Source organism: Pseudarthrobacter sp. TRD_SC_9, from assembly GCF_055361265.1.
This window is the reverse complement of record NZ_CM143956.1, coordinates 1,530,172-1,544,270: the sequence shown is the minus strand read 5'-3', so window position 1 is coordinate 1,544,270 and position 14,099 is coordinate 1,530,172. Positions and strand designations below refer to the sequence as shown.

Sequence of the window (14,099 nt, the reverse complement as noted above, 5' to 3'; positions counted from 1 at the left end):
TGGTGATCGCCTCACACCGGAAGCCGGCGGCGACGCAATGCTTGGAGCAGCAGCCCGACCATGCAGACTAGAACGCCGGCCGTTCCCACGGCTACGAAACCTCCCGAGGGACCAATGGAGTCGATGAAGACCCCTGCCAGCGGTGCCCCCAGCGCGACGCCCGACGTCAGCGCTGAGCCATACCAGCCCATGGCTTCTCCCCTGCGGTCTTCGGCCACAAGTTCCGCTACCTTTTCCGATGCTGCGGACAACACCGGAGCGCACAAAAGCCCCGGCGCAATGGACAGCAGGGCCAGATCCCAGGTGCCCTGCGCAAAGCCCATGGGGATACTCAGGGCAGCCATGCCCAGCAACAGCAGAATGGGCGAGACCGGCCGGTGCATGGCGCCGTAAAGCACGCCACCGACGACAGAGGCAGCGCACCAAAAAAGAAAGACAATCCCGATCTCACCCTGCCGGTCCGTGAGTTCCAGTGCTGCCACGATCCCGACGTCGGTGCCACTGAGCACCATCCCGGTCCCGGCCGCCACAGCGAAGACTGCGCCGACGCTGGCTGTGAACCAGGTGAAGTTCCGCGCCATCCGGGACCTCAACCCCGGGGAGGTGCCTTCGGTGGTGTGCCGTGCTGCCGGAGCAATCTCCGCAGCGGCTTCGGGCAGGTGCGCCGGCGCGGCCGACACCGCCGCCACTTCCGCTGCATGAAGCTGTTCCTCCGCCATGGCCGGCAGGGGTGCGATGCTGCGTGTAGGCGGGTTGAACCACATGAGGAACAGACCCGCGAGGGAGGTGGAGACGCCAACAATGGTCAGGCCGATAACACTGTTGCCGGTCGTGGCGATGATGGCACCCACCGCGGGGCCGATCATGAAGACCACCTCGGTGGTGATGGAATCCAACGCAAAAGCGGTCCGGCGCTGGTCGCCGTCGGCGAGAACTCCCAGCGACTGTCGCACCACGCTGAAGATCGGCAGGGTCAGCAGGCCTCCGACGAAGACCAGCGGGAGCAGCCACTGGTAGCTCACGTGCGGAACGATGGACCAGATCACCGTCTCGGACACCACGGAAGGGACCAGCGCACGGCGAAGCCCAACGGTATCGACCCGACGGCCCCGCCAGGGTGCACCCACTGCTATGCCGATGGTCATGACCGCCGCTGCTGCTCCGGCGGCTGCATAACCTTCGCCCAAAGTCAGCACAATGTGCAGGGTCAGCAGCACCCCTGCTGCAGAGTGTGGTATCCGGGCAACCATGCCGACCAGCAGCAGCCGCCGAATGGCCCTGATGGCCAGCAGTTCACGGTAGAGGGCGAAGTTCACCAGTGTGTCCTTTTGGTCTGCTCCCGGGCAGCACGAGGATCACCCCACTGACCGAAAGCTATTGCGAAGCGCGCCTGATCTTGATCTCGATTGAATCAACGCGCTCTGCAAACAATACATTCTGAGCCCACCCTGCGTGGAGGTTTGACACCAGTGCTTGCAGTGCAGCTGCGTCGAGACCGTCCTCCAGGTACAGGACAGCCCGGAGCTCAGGTCCGGCACCGCCTCCCGGGACTGTGGTTCCGTCCGCAGCGGCAGTGGCGACTCCTCCGCCGGGAAGGATCTCCAGGCGGCGGACTGCATCGTGGCCGGCCAAAGTTCCGGCCATGGCTTCCACGACCTCAGCATCCGTGTAGGACGGCTGCCAGGGCTTCTGCTGCGCCAGGGACCAAACGGCCGGACGGCGCAGGACAAATGGCGCGGGACTGCCTGGGTCCAGGACCATCAGTTCGGCGCCTTCGGCTACAGCGGACAGCGCCGCCCGCGCAGCATAGACGGCAACGGGCCTGGCCTGGGGATGCCATTGCGCCAGGGCTTCGGAGCTGGTGAAGACCGGCAAGGCTTTCCGGCCGTCCGCAGCCTGCAACGTCACCAGGGCCATGTCGGCTTGCTTGTCCGCCACCAGGCCACCGGCACCGGTGGCTTCCTCGGCAACTGTTGCAACTATGGGAACGAAAACGCGCGCGGCAGCAAGGGCAGCAACGACGTCCTCTTCGCTGCCCGATCCGGCGTGCAGGGCTGCCTTTGCGGCCACGTAATCAGGGTTCGCGGCGCCGTCGTCGTCATCAAAGTTATGGATGCTGGCGTCATCGCCGGCAAGGCTCCTGCCCGCCCACGGCCGGCCGGCGGAATCGGTGGCACCTCCTGCGCCTGCCAGGGCGGCGGCAATGTGACCGGGCAAGTGCCTGGCGGGACCTTTGGCGGTGTTCAGAGAGTTGTCGTCCCCGCTGCTCATGCTGCTCTCCGGACTGTTAATCCGCGGCCGCTTAACGACGCCCTGCAACGTCGAGTGCTTCAGGGAGCGTAAACGCGGGGGCGTACAGCGCCTTGCCCACGATCGCCCCTTCCACTCCCAGTGGAACCAGCGCACGAAGGGCGGCGAGGTCGGCCAGGCTGGAAATCCCGCCGGACGCGATCACGGGTTTGTTGGTCTTCTCCACCATCTGGCGCAACAGTTCCACGTTGGGTCCCTGCAAAGTGCCATCCTTGGTGACGTCGGTGACAACGTAGCGGGCGCAGCCGGCGTCCTCCAATCTGGCCAGCACCTCCCAGAGGTCACCGCCCTCCCTGGTCCAGCCACGCCCCGCCAGCGTCGTTCCGCGGACATCCAGTCCGACGGCGATCCGGTCGCCAAAGCGCTCGATAACGCGCCGGGTCCATTCCGGGTTCTCCAGGGCGGCGGTGCCAAGGTTCACGCGGGCGACGCCCAGATCCAGTGCTGCTTCGAGGGAGGCGTCATCACGGAGACCGCCGGAGAGTTCCACCTTGATGTCCAGGCGGCCAACCACTTCCCGGAGCAGCTCAGCATTGGAACCCCGTCCAAAGGCTGCGTCCAAATCCACCAGATGCACCCACTCGGCACCCTGCTCCTGCCAGTTCAGGGCCGCTTCGAGGGGCGTCCCGTAGCTGGTTTCGCTGCCGGCCTCGCCCTGGACAAGCCGGACGGTCTGGCCGTTAACGACGTCGACGGCCGGAAGCAGTTCCAGCACGGGCAGATCTGTTGCAGTGGTCATCTCAGTCCTCAGTTAGTTTGTGCAGCCGGGTCTGCAGCAGCCCGGTTCAAAAGTTCAGCTCAGGCGGCCGGCAGTGTCAGCAGGTAGGCAGCCAGGAGCGCCATTCCTGCCAGTACGAAGAACGAAACCTGAGTCCATAACGGCTTACCCTGCTGGCGGAAGGACAATGCCCCGCCAACCAGCAGGCCACCGAGGCCCATCAGGACAATCGACCACATTCAGGACGCCCCGCCGGCGGGTTGTTCCCTTGACGGACGGCGCAGTCCGTCAACCCAGTTGCGCAGCAGGCGGGCACCGGCATCGCCGGACTTCTCCGGGTGGAACTGCGTGGCGCACAACGGCCCGTTCTCTACGGCGGCAATAAACGGACCGCCGTGCTCGGACCAGGTGACCAACGGCGCTGCCATCCTCGGCTGGATGACATCGAAGTTCCACTCCTGGACGCCATAGGAGTGCACAAAGTAGAAGCGTTCATCCTCGACGCCGGAAAACAGCCGCGATCCTTCCGGCACCTTGACGGTGTTCCAGCCCATGTGCGGGACCACTTCTGCCCGAAGAGCCTCAACCTTGCCGGGCCATTCGCCCATGCCCGGCGCTTCTGTGCCGTGCTCGACTCCCGCTTCGAAGAGAACCTGTAGCCCCACACAGATGGCGAGGACCGGCCGCCCGCCGGCAACGCGGCGGCCGATCAGCCGGATAGCGTTCACTGCCTGGAGTTCGTTCATCACGGTCTCAAAAGCACCCACACCCGGTACCACGAGGCCATCGGCATTGAGAACGTCCTCCGGCTTGGAGCTCAGCAGCACGTGGGCACCGGCGCGTTCCAGGGCGCGGACGGCTGAACGGACGTTACCCGAACCGTAGTCCAGGACGGTAACCGTAGGTTTCCCATCAGGGGACTCCGGCTTGCGGCTTGCCGAAGGATCGGTCACAGCCCCATTACGAAGGACTTGGCCGCTCATAATGCCCCCTTGGTGGAAGGAATACCGTCTACGCGTGGATCGGATTCAACAGCGGCCCGGAGCGCTCGGGCAAAGGCCTTGAATTGGGCCTCGACGATGTGATGAGGGTCCCGGCCCGCGAGTACGTTCATGTGCAGGCATATCCCGGCATGCAGGGTCATGGCCTCAAAGACATGGCGGGTCAGGGACCCGGTGAAGTGGCCGCCAATCAGGTGGTACTCCTGGCCTGCCGGTTCGCCGCCATGGACGAGATAGGGCCGGCCGGAAACATCCACCACCGCGTGGGCAAGGGCTTCGTCCAACGGAACTGTAGCCTCACCGAAACGCCGGATACCCGCCTTGGAGCCAAGGGCTTCGCGCAGCACTTCGCCGAAAGTAATAGCAACGTCCTCGACGGTGTGGTGGACGTCGATGTGGGTGTCACCTGTTGCTTTAACAGTCATGTCGATCAACGAGTGCTTGGACAGTGCCGTCAGCATGTGGTCGTAGAACGGGACCGAGGTGCTGATATCCGAAACTCCGGTGCCATCGAGGTTAATCTCCACCAGGACGGACGATTCGCTGGTGGCACGCTCGAGGCGTGCGGTCCGGGCCTGGACGGCGTTGGAACCGGCATTGCTCATGGTGAAGTGTCCTTTAGGGATGGTAATAAAGGCGTGAACTGGCTTATTCCAGTTTATGCCGGAAGCCGGGCGGCTCCGGCCAGGATTTCTTCAAGAGAAGTCAGGAAGGCTGTGGTTTCGCTCTCAGTTCCGGCGGTGACCCGAAGGTGGCCCGCAATGCCGACGTCCCGGATCAGCACTCCGGCATCCAGGAGTCCCTGCCATACCTCGTGCGGGTTCTCCAGACCGCCAAAGAAGACGTAGTTGGAGTCCGACGCGGCCGGCTTGAGGCCCAGCCGCAGCAGACCCTCCACGATCCTGTCCCGCTGGCGTTTGATGTCCTCAACGTCAGCCATCAGCGCCTCGCGGTGTTCCAGGGCCGCCAAGGCCGTTGCCTGCGTGATAGCGGACAGGTGGTAGGGCAGCCGCACCAGCCGCAAAGCATCGGTGACCTCCGGAGCGGCCGCCATGTAACCAAGCCGGGCACCGGCCAGGGCAAAGGCCTTGCTCATGGTGCGGGAGACAATCAGCCGTTCCCGTCCCGGGAGCAGTGTCAGGGCGCTCGGCGTTCCGTCGTGGGCGAACTCGTGGTAAGCCTCATCCACGATCACAATTGTCTGACTGTCCTCACCGGCATCGTAGACAGCTTCCACGACGTCCAGCCCCAGCCCCGTGCCGGTTGGATTGTTGGGTGAGCAGAGGAAGACGATGCCGGGCCGCAGCTCGCGGACCTGCCGCGCGGCCGACTCCGCGCTGAGGCCGTAGTCATCAGTACGCTGCCCCCTCAGGTACGCGGTGTCCGTGCCGCTGGCCAGGAGGGGATACATGGAATACGTGGGAGGAAATCCCAGGGCGGACCGGCCCGGCCCACCGAAGGCCTGGAGAATCTGCTGCAGAACCTCATTCGAGCCGTTGGCTGCCCAGATATTGTCTGCAGTAAGACCGTGCCCCAGATACTCGGCCAGCTTGCTCCGGAGCTCGGTGAATTCACGGTCCGGATACCTGTTGAGGCCAGCGGCAGCGGCGGTGACTGCCTCCGCGATAGCGGCCTGCACTTCCAGGGGAACGCCGTGCGTGTTCTCATTCACGTTCAGGAGGATGGGAACATCCAACTGCGGCGCTCCATACGGAGAAAGCCCGCGGAGGTTATTCCGCAAGGGAAGTCGATTTAGGCGCTCAAACTTTTCACTCACCGTACAAGCTTAAGTCTGCCCGGCCTGGGCGCGGAAACTGTGACGGTATGCCAGCTCAAGTTGGCTGCCATGCGTCAGGGACGAGGGGTCAGTCCTTGCCTGTCGGCACAAACAGCTGCTGTCCGGGGACCACGGTTCCACCGGCGAGATTGTTCAGCTGGACGATCTCTGCCACAACGTCCCGCGGGTCCCGGTCCGGAGCTACAGCGGACGCAATCCCCCAAAGGGAAGAACCGGGCTGGACGACGACAGTGACTGTCGGCGTTACCGAAAGGTCCTGGGCTGAATCCGATGCCTTCGCCGGGGAAAGCAGAAATCCGGCCAGACTCAGCAACAATGCGGCCAGGACCAGCAGAGGTACCCCCATCAATACCACCTGGCCGCGCCGGGTAAGGCGCAAGGGTGCGTTCCCCGGGCTTTGCTGGGAACGCATCCTTGACGTCTGGCGCATGAAGTGGCGGCCGGGCGCGGTGGAAATCCGGCTGCGGAAACCTCCGTCGTGAATAACAGTTACAGCTGACATGGACTGAGCCCTCCTGGACCTGCGATGCTGCCCGACATATACCGTCCCTGCTGGGCCGGCCATCTGCGCCCCGACCGCCGTTCGAACAAAGAACCGAACCAGGCGACGCGACTCGAATACATATTCGAAGATTGCTTTGTTCAGTTTTAGCACCTATGAACGAACATTGTCGAGACTCGCTAGAACAAATGTTTGAAAAAACTGTGTGGCTGGCCTACGTTGGGTGAAGAGAAACAACCACCACTGCAGTCCATCAGCGGGGTGTGACATTTTGGCTGGAAAGGCACGGGTACCACATGGCAACACAGGCCACGGGAGGCAAGCCGACGTCCCGGAACGTACCGGCTGCCCGCGCCTCAAAGGGCCTCACGGCCCGACAGAAGAAAATTCTCGAGACGATTCAGCGTTCTGTTAACGACAATGGTTATCCGCCGTCCATGCGCGAAATCGGAGATACCGTGGGGCTGGCCAGCCTGTCCAGCGTCACGCACCAGCTTTCCCAGTTGGAGAAGCTCGGTTACCTCCGGCGGGATCCCAAGCGGCCCCGGGCAATGGAAGTGCTGATGCCGCTGACCCTGGACGGTGGAAACGGAAAGGGAGCAGCAGCCACGCCGGAGCATGGCGCAGCCCCTGCCGCCACTGTCACACAGTTGCCCACGGCCGTCGATACCGCCATGGTTCCGCTGGTGGGCCGTATCGCCGCCGGCGGGCCCATTCTCGCGGACCAGCTGGTGGAAGACGTCATGCCGCTGCCCCGCCAGCTGGTTGGCCAGGGCGAATTGTTTATGCTTCGGGTCGCCGGAGATTCAATGATCGATGCAGCCATCTGTGACGGTGACTGGGTAGTGGTCCGACGGCAAAGTGATGCCAGCAACGGCGATATAGTGGCTGCCCTGCTCGATGACGAAGCCACCGTTAAGACTTTTCGCCAACGCGATGGCCACACATGGCTGCTGCCGCAGAATACACAGTACGAGCCCATTCTGGGCGACCACGCCAGCATCATGGGCAAGGTCGTTTCGGTCCTGCGTTCGCTGTAGTTGCTGCGCTTCCCAAACGCGAGGGGTTCCCCGGCTCAGTCCGGGGAACCCTTACTTTCCCTCAGCCAGCCTCGCCAGCGCCGCATAGGCGATCTTCGCATCACGCGTGGGCCAGAACGGCGGCAGCGCTGATCGCAGGAAGTTTCCGTAGCGTTCGGTAGAAAGCCGCGAGTCCAGAACGGCCACTACTCCCCGGTCCCGTGTGGAGCGGATCAAGCGTCCGGCTCCCTGTGCGAGCCGGACGGCCGCATGCGTGGCGGACACTGCCATGAAGCCGTTGCCGCCTGCCTGGGCAACTGAACGCGACCGTGCAGTCATCAGTGGATCATCGGGACGCGGGAACGGTATGCGGTCAATGACAACGAGCCGGCACGAATCTCCAGGGACATCGACGCCCTGCCACAAGGACATGGTGCCGAACAGGCAGGTATCCCTTTCGTCGCCGAACTGCTTAACCAGGCCAGTCATGGTGGACTCCCCCTGGCAGAGAATTTTCACGCCCAGCCTGCCACGCATGGCCTCGGCGGCCTCTTCCGCTGCCCGTCGCGAGGAGAACAGGCACAGGGCCCCGCCGGCGGACGCCTTGATGAGGGCTTCAAGCTCATCCAGGGCCTCCGGCGAGGTACCCCTGCCCGGTTTGGGCAGGTGGCCTGCAACGTACAGGATCCCCTGCTTGGGGTAATCGAAGGGCGAGCCTACATCAATGCCCGTCCACGCCGGGGCGCCTTCCCCCACCAGCCCAAGGCCGCCGGCAGTAGGTTCGAACGCCGAACCAATCGCAAGGGTGGCTGAAGTGAGCACCACGGTATGGCCGGCAAACAACCCCTCCCGCAACTTGCCTGCCACACTCAGCGGCGCAATGTTGATCAGCGCCGGCGCGGAGTCATCAGGCTGCCCGTAGCCCTGCTGCGGATCGAAGGAACTGGCGCGGGATATCCACACCACTTCGCGGTTCTCACGCGCCAGCAACAGCCGCTCACAAAGCTCCAGGATCACCAACAGCCGCGATCGCGCGAGCTGCCGTCCGCCGTCGGCAGTTGCCGAACTGTCCCCTTTGGAGTCCGAAAGCGCGCCGCGGCAGGCCTCACGCACCTGGTCCACGCAGTCCAACTGCTCCTCGTTGAGCCCATTGGGAAGGAGTCCATTGGCGGCCCCGACGAGGGAGAGTTCGAGGTTGGCCGCCGCGGCGTTGAGGGCGTCGACCGTGATGGCCGTATGTTTCCGGGCACCAGCTGCTGCAGCATGAACCATCGCCACCGAGAGCTGGCCTGAGACGGCGCCGGTCACCCGGTCCTGGAGTTCATGCGCTTCATCCACGACCACAACGTCATACTCCGGCAGCACCGCCAGACCTTCGAAAGCACTGACAGCGAGCATGGCATGGTTGGTCACCACAACGTCGGCGTCCGCGGCATCCTGGCGGGCCAGCTCACTGAAGCATTCCTCGGCAAGCGGGCACTTCTGGGCGCCGAGGCATTCCATTGACGTCACGGAAACCTGCCGCCAGGCACGGTCCGTTACGCCAGGCAGGAGCTCGTCCCGGTCTCCGGTGGCGGTCTTCCCGGCCCATTCGCGGAGCCTGACGACTTCCTTGCCAAGGGCAGAAGAAGGCCCGCCAACCGCCGCGGCGAAGTGCGGAACGCTGGTGTCCTCGCCGAGCGAGAAGAGCTGCCCTTCAGACGGCTCCTCGGAAGGGAACCCGCCTTCGAGCTTATGCCGGCAAACGTAGTTGGCGCGGCCTTTCACGAGCGCCACCTTGACAGGCCGCTCCAGTGCCGGAGTGAGGGTTTTCAGAAGCCTCGGCAGGTCCCTGCCCACGATCTGCGTCTGCAGCGCAAGCGTGGCGGTGGAAACCAGCGTTGGCTTATTACTGACCAGCGAATGCGCAATGAGCGGGATGAGGTAAGCCAGGGACTTACCCGTTCCAGTGCCGGCCTGCACCAGCAGGTGTTCGCCGGTTTCGATGGCGCGGGCTACCTCGCGCGCCATCTGATGCTGGCCGGCGCGGCTCTGGCCGCCCATCCCGTCAACAGCCCTGTCGAGCAGTTCCAGGACGAACTGCTCGACAGCGCTCTTAACGGGACGTTGCGTTTCGCTGGCCGCCACCTCAGTCATTGCTGATGAACGGTTCCAGCTCCGCGGCGAGTCCTTCGCGCACCTTCACGAGGGCACGGGTACCTGTTTCCTCGTGCTCCATGCTGAGGATCTCAACGTCCGAGTCGTGCAACTTGCTGACCAGGTCACCGCGGTCATAGGGGATCAGCAGTTCCAGCTTGACACCGGGCCGAGGAATGGATTCGCTGATGGCGCGCAGCAACTCCGGAACTCCTTCGCCGGTCCGGGCTGATACCACCACGTGCCGCGGCTCGCGCTGCTTGAGCCGCTCCACGACAAAGGGATCGGCGGCGTCGGCCTTGTTGAGGACGATGATCTCGGGCACCTTGCGCGCATCCACCTCGCTGAAGACCTTGCGGACGGCAGCGATCTGGCCTTCCGGATCCGGATGCGAAACGTCAACGACATGCAGGATCAGGTCAGAATCTGCCACCTCCTCCAGCGTCGAACGGAAGGCCTCCACCAGCTGGGTAGGCAGCGACCGGACGAATCCAACGGTGTCTGCCAGCGTGTAGTTCAACCCGTCTGCGGTCTCTGCCTTGCGCACGGTGGGGTCCAGGGTGGCGAAGAGGGCGTTTTCCACCAGGACACCGGCATCCGTAAGGCGGTTAAGCAGTGACGACTTGCCTGCGTTGGTGTATCCGGCGATAGCAACGGACGGAACGGAATTCCGACGGCGGTTGGCCCGCTTGGTTTCCCGTGCCGGCTTCATTGCAGCAATCTCGCGGCGGAGTTTGGCCATCCGGGTGCGGATACGCCGGCGGTCCAGCTCAATCTTGGTTTCACCAGGACCACGCGAGCCCATGCCGGCACCGGCCCCGCCGATTTGTCCGCCGGCCTGACGGGACATTGACTCACCCCAGCCACGCAGGCGCGGCAACAGGTATTCGAGCTGGGCCAGTTCCACCTGGGCCTTGCCCTCGCGGCTCTTCGCATGCTGGGCGAAAATATCCAGAATCAGGGCGGTTCGGTCAATGACCTTGACCTTGACGATGTCCTCAAGCCCACGGCGCTGGGATGGAGCAAGTTCAGCATCCACCACGACAGTATCTGCGCCCGTGGCCATCACGATGTCCTTGAGTTCCTGCGCCTTGCCCGAGCCCAGGAAGGTCCCGGGATCAGGTTTGCTGCGCCGCTGGACGAGCCCGTCAAGGACTTCCGAGCCCGCAGTTTCGGCCAGGGCTGCAAGTTCACGCAGCGAGTTTTCTGCGTCAGCCAAGGTACCTTCAGTCCACAGCCCTGCAAGTACTACCCGTTCCAGCCGTAGCTGGCGGTATTCGACCTCGGTGACGTCTTCGAGTTCCGTTGACAAGCCCGCGGTACGACGCAGTGCGCGGCGGTCCTGCAGATCCTGCTGGTCGCCGTCGTACTCGCTGTGTTCCCCATCTTGCCGTGAAATGGCCTGCGCCCTGCCAAAGACGCCGTCTTCCGACTCCCGGCCGGCGGCGTCAGTGCCGCGGGCAGGAACATCCTTTGACAGGATCCGGTCGATGACCGCCTGGATTTCCGCAGGACTGAGGTCCTGGGCTGACGGATCGGGTCCGGTACTCTGCTGTGTGCTCATGGTCTCCTTTAGGGGTGTGACACTTCCAGAATAGTGCCGATTGGGTTGTTGTGGCACGGAATTCGCGCTGGGCTGACGGGATTGGCTCATGGGGTTCTCCTGTTTGCCGCGCCCTCCAGGAGCAAAGCTCATTCCTGATGAGGAGTGGCGGTTCTTAGGTGGCCGGAGCAGCCAACGAAGGGACGCCCGCGACATCCGCAAAACGCGTCTCCAGGGCTAAAAGTTTCTTGATTCTCCGGCCAAGGCGGTATTAGGTCCGCTCATGGATTGCTGGGAAAGTCGCCGGAAAAGGATCACGACGACGACGGCGGAAAGCCGGTCGAGGCCTGCATCGCCACTGAAGGGAAAGCCTCAGCTACTGGAAAATCAAAATCATGGTTCCAATCCTAGCAGAGTGGAAGCAGAGGCTCCGGTAGCGGAAGGCGCATGGGCTTGTCCGGCAGGAATGCCTGCAGCCCACGATTCGTATTCGGCCATGGCCGATACTAGTCTGGCCCATTATGGAGTCTGCACACTATTTCACGGCATCGCCCGCCGGGCCCTTCCAGCGCAAGCCGCTCACCGTCGAGCTCGCAGGGCACACGCGCCATCTGCAGACCTCCACAGGTATCTTCAGCCCGGACGGAGTCGACAAGGGCACGGCCATCCTGCTCTCCGAGGTTCCGCCGCCCGCACCGACGGGCAACCTGCTGGACATCGGCTGTGGCTGGGGACCCATAGCCCTCACCATGGCCCTCCAGGCACCCCACGCCCGCGTCTATGCCGTAGACGTCAACGAACGCTGCGTCATCTTGACCAATGAGAACGCTGCACGGCTGGGCCTGGAAAACGTCATCGCAGGAACTCCGGAATCGGTGGACCCGGAGCTTCGCTTTGACACCATCTGGTCCAACCCACCGATCCGGATCGGCAAGGACGGCCTGCATGCCCTGCTCGTGCAATGGCTGCCCAGGCTCGCCCCAGGGGGCGCGGCCTGGCTGGTGGTCCAGAAGAATCTTGGTGCGGATTCACTGCAGCGCTGGCTGGCCGAGACCTTGGACGCCAGCTACTCCGTAACCCGGGAAAGCACGGCAAAATCGTTCCGCATCCTGCGGGTCAGGAAAGCTGCCCTCTAGCCACAATCACGGCAGGTCCGCTGAGTTCGACGTGTTCGTGCCCTTCGGGGCCGGCGAAGAACTTGACCCCTACAACTCCGCCCGGAACATGGACGTTCCAGGCGTCCGGTGCGCCCGCGCCTGCCCAGTGCCGAATGGCTACCGCTGCGGCGCAAGCACCCGTGCCGCAGGACTGCGTCTCCCCCACGCCGCGCTCATGGACACGCATGGTGATGCTGCCGACACCGTCGTGGACCAGTGGTTCCGAAGGCACCACGAACTCAACATTCGTGCCCTGGCCTGGAACAGGTTCAACAACGGGGGCCTCATACAGCCTGGTAGCGGACAGCTCTGCAAGTTCAGCCAGGGCAACCACGGTGTGCGGGTTTCCCATACTCACAGAAAGCGCTGGGCGGGGAACGGAAAGACCATCAGCCGTGACGGTCGAGTCCATGGCTTTAGCGGCAGCCTCGCCGGGGTAGATGAACGACCAGGGACCCATGTCCACCGCATAGTTCCCGCCGGTGCGCACGACAGTCTTGAGACCACCGCGGGTTCCGATGGTGATCGACTCCCCGTCGGCGAGACTGATGAAGCCCTCAGTCCGAAGGAAGTGTACGAATACCCGGACACCGTTGCCGCACATTTCGGAAAGCGAGCCGTCCCCGTTCCGGTAATCCATAAACCATTCCACGTGCGGGTTGGCAGCGAGCAATTCCTGCCCCTCGGGAAGGAACCGCGACGGGACGGCACGGATCAGGCCGTCAGCGCCAATCCCCCGGTGCCGGTCGCAAATCACGGCAACTTGCTCCGGGGTGATGGTCCGGGCACCGTCGGGATCTGCGATCAGCACAAAGTCGTTCCCGGTTCCGTGGCCCTTGGCGAAGTCAAGGCCCGCCAGCTGCGGCTTTACGGACTCACGGGTCACTGCGGCTGTTGCATCCATAATTCCAGCCTACCGGGGAGCCTGCACGTTGACTAAACGGCCGGGGGCACCCGGAACCGGCGGCACTTACCGTTGTTCCGGCGTCGGAAGTTCCTGGGTGGAGAGTTTCACGGCCGCTTCCAGAAGTGCGGGATGCTGCCAGTCCAACCAGGTGATCCGGTGGTCGGCGCGGAACCACGTGAGCTGCCGCCTGGCGAACTGCCTCGTTGCCACGATGGTTTCCTCCGCGGCGGCCGCCACGACAGACTCCCCGTCCAGGACACGCAGGAACTGGGCATAACCCAGCGCGCGTGCTGCGGTCCGGCCACGGCGCAGACCGGCCGCATCGAGGCGCTGGACTTCTTCGAGGAGTCCGGCTTCCACCATGCGATGCACCCGGTCCGCCAACCGTTGCCTGAGTTGCCCACGGTCTACTTCCAGTCCGATCTGGATCGCTGGACGGAAATACTCACGGGTGGGCATGAAGGAGCTGAAGGGCCGACCCGTCAGTTCGTGGACCTCCAGTGCGCGGACAATCCTCCGCTCATCACCCAAACGTGCGGCGGACACCGGATCGATCGTACGAAGGCGTTCCAGCAGGGTTGCAACGCCGTGGGCGGCCAGGTCCGATTCGATCCTGCCTCTGACGACCGGGTCGGTTCCTGGAAATTCCAATGTATCCAGTGCCGCGCGGACGTAGAGACCCGAACCGCCCACGAGGATGGCGCGTTTGCCGCGACGATGCATATCCTCCACGCAAGTTCGGGCCAGCTGCTGGAAATCCGCGACGCTGGCTTCCTCGGTAACATCCAGAATGTCCAGCAGGTGGTGCGGAACGCCGTGGCGTTCGGCAGGTGTAATTTTGGCGGTGCCGATGTCCATCCCGCGATAAAACTGCATGGCGTCGGCATTAATCACCTCACCACCCAGTGCCAGGGCAAGCCCTACGGCCAGGTCTGATTTCCCGGAACCGGTAGGGCCGACGACGGCGATCACCGGCGGATGGGGAACGTTTCCGTCAACTGCCACCCG

The 14,099-nt window shown here is 63.7% G+C and carries 14 protein-coding genes; 2 read left to right on the top strand and 12 right to left on the bottom strand.

Annotated features, from left to right (window positions below; translation table 11 throughout):
• Positions 1-11: 11 nt before the first annotated feature.
• From ACWA13_RS07275 to ACWA13_RS07240, 8 genes are all read right to left on the bottom strand, one after another.
• Positions 12-1,316 carry an MFS transporter gene (locus tag ACWA13_RS07275; RefSeq protein ID WP_463937474.1) on the bottom strand — a complete coding sequence of 435 codons (1,305 nt, stop codon included), beginning with the start codon at positions 1,314-1,316 and terminating at the stop codon, positions 12-14.
• A 58-nt stretch (positions 1,317-1,374) separates the two neighbouring features.
• Positions 1,375-2,271, bottom strand: a complete 897-nt coding sequence (locus ACWA13_RS07270; protein WP_463937473.1) for an SseB family protein — start codon at positions 2,269-2,271, stop codon at positions 1,375-1,377.
• Positions 2,272-2,302: 31 nt separating this feature from the next.
• The gene (gene priA / locus ACWA13_RS07265; RefSeq protein WP_463937472.1) at positions 2,303-3,049 is read right to left on the bottom strand and encodes a bifunctional 1-(5-phosphoribosyl)-5-((5-phosphoribosylamino)methylideneamino)imidazole-4-carboxamide isomerase/phosphoribosylanthranilate isomerase PriA; all 747 of its coding nucleotides are present in this window, start codon (positions 3,047-3,049) and stop codon (positions 2,303-2,305) included.
• A 59-nt stretch (positions 3,050-3,108) separates the two neighbouring features.
• Positions 3,109-3,267: a hypothetical protein gene (locus ACWA13_RS07260; RefSeq protein ID WP_463937471.1), complete on the bottom strand. Its 159-nt coding sequence runs from the start codon at positions 3,265-3,267 to the stop codon at positions 3,109-3,111.
• A complete protein-coding gene (gene hisH / locus ACWA13_RS07255; RefSeq protein ID WP_463937470.1) occupies positions 3,268-4,011 on the bottom strand; it encodes an imidazole glycerol phosphate synthase subunit HisH in 744 nt (247 codons plus the stop codon).
• The gene (gene hisB / locus ACWA13_RS07250; RefSeq protein WP_463937469.1) at positions 4,008-4,634 is read right to left on the bottom strand and encodes an imidazoleglycerol-phosphate dehydratase HisB; all 627 of its coding nucleotides are present in this window, start codon (positions 4,632-4,634) and stop codon (positions 4,008-4,010) included. Before hisB ends, hisH begins: the two co-directional genes overlap by 4 nt.
• A gap of 53 nt (positions 4,635-4,687) precedes the next feature.
• Entirely contained in the window at positions 4,688-5,806 is a 1,119-nt protein-coding gene (locus ACWA13_RS07245) for a histidinol-phosphate transaminase (protein ID WP_463937468.1), read from the bottom strand.
• 88 nt (positions 5,807-5,894) lie between these two features.
• The gene (locus ACWA13_RS07240; RefSeq protein WP_463937865.1) at positions 5,895-6,257 is read right to left on the bottom strand and encodes a LysM peptidoglycan-binding domain-containing protein; all 363 of its coding nucleotides are present in this window, start codon (positions 6,255-6,257) and stop codon (positions 5,895-5,897) included.
• Positions 6,258-6,625: 368 nt separating this feature from the next.
• On the opposite strand from ACWA13_RS07240, the gene lexA reads away from it, so the two are divergent.
• Entirely contained in the window at positions 6,626-7,369 is a 744-nt protein-coding gene (lexA, locus tag ACWA13_RS07235; RefSeq protein ID WP_463937467.1) for a transcriptional repressor LexA, read from the top strand.
• Positions 7,370-7,420: 51 nt separating this feature from the next.
• Here lexA and ACWA13_RS07230 read toward each other — a convergent pair whose 3' ends face one another.
• A complete protein-coding gene (locus ACWA13_RS07230; protein ID WP_463937466.1) occupies positions 7,421-9,484 on the bottom strand; it encodes an ATP-dependent DNA helicase in 2,064 nt (687 codons plus the stop codon).
• Positions 9,477-11,048, bottom strand: coding sequence for a GTPase HflX (gene hflX / locus ACWA13_RS07225; RefSeq protein WP_463937465.1), 1,572 nt, complete (start codon positions 11,046-11,048; stop codon positions 9,477-9,479). The genes ACWA13_RS07230 and hflX overlap by 8 nt, the downstream gene beginning before the upstream one ends.
• A gap of 500 nt (positions 11,049-11,548) precedes the next feature.
• Here hflX and ACWA13_RS07220 point away from each other — a divergent pair, with 500 nt between their 5' ends.
• Positions 11,549-12,163, top strand: a complete 615-nt coding sequence (locus ACWA13_RS07220) for a class I SAM-dependent methyltransferase (RefSeq protein WP_463937464.1) — start codon at positions 11,549-11,551, stop codon at positions 12,161-12,163.
• Here the strand turns inward: ACWA13_RS07220 and dapF are convergent.
• Entirely contained in the window at positions 12,144-13,088 is a 945-nt protein-coding gene (gene dapF / locus ACWA13_RS07215) for a diaminopimelate epimerase (protein ID WP_463937463.1), read from the bottom strand. The two genes, ACWA13_RS07220 and dapF, sit on opposite strands and share 20 nt — an antisense overlap.
• 66 nt (positions 13,089-13,154) lie before the next feature.
• A complete protein-coding gene (gene miaA, locus ACWA13_RS07210) occupies positions 13,155-14,096 on the bottom strand; it encodes a tRNA (adenosine(37)-N6)-dimethylallyltransferase MiaA (protein WP_463937462.1) in 942 nt (313 codons plus the stop codon).
• Positions 14,097-14,099 lie beyond the last annotated feature (3 nt).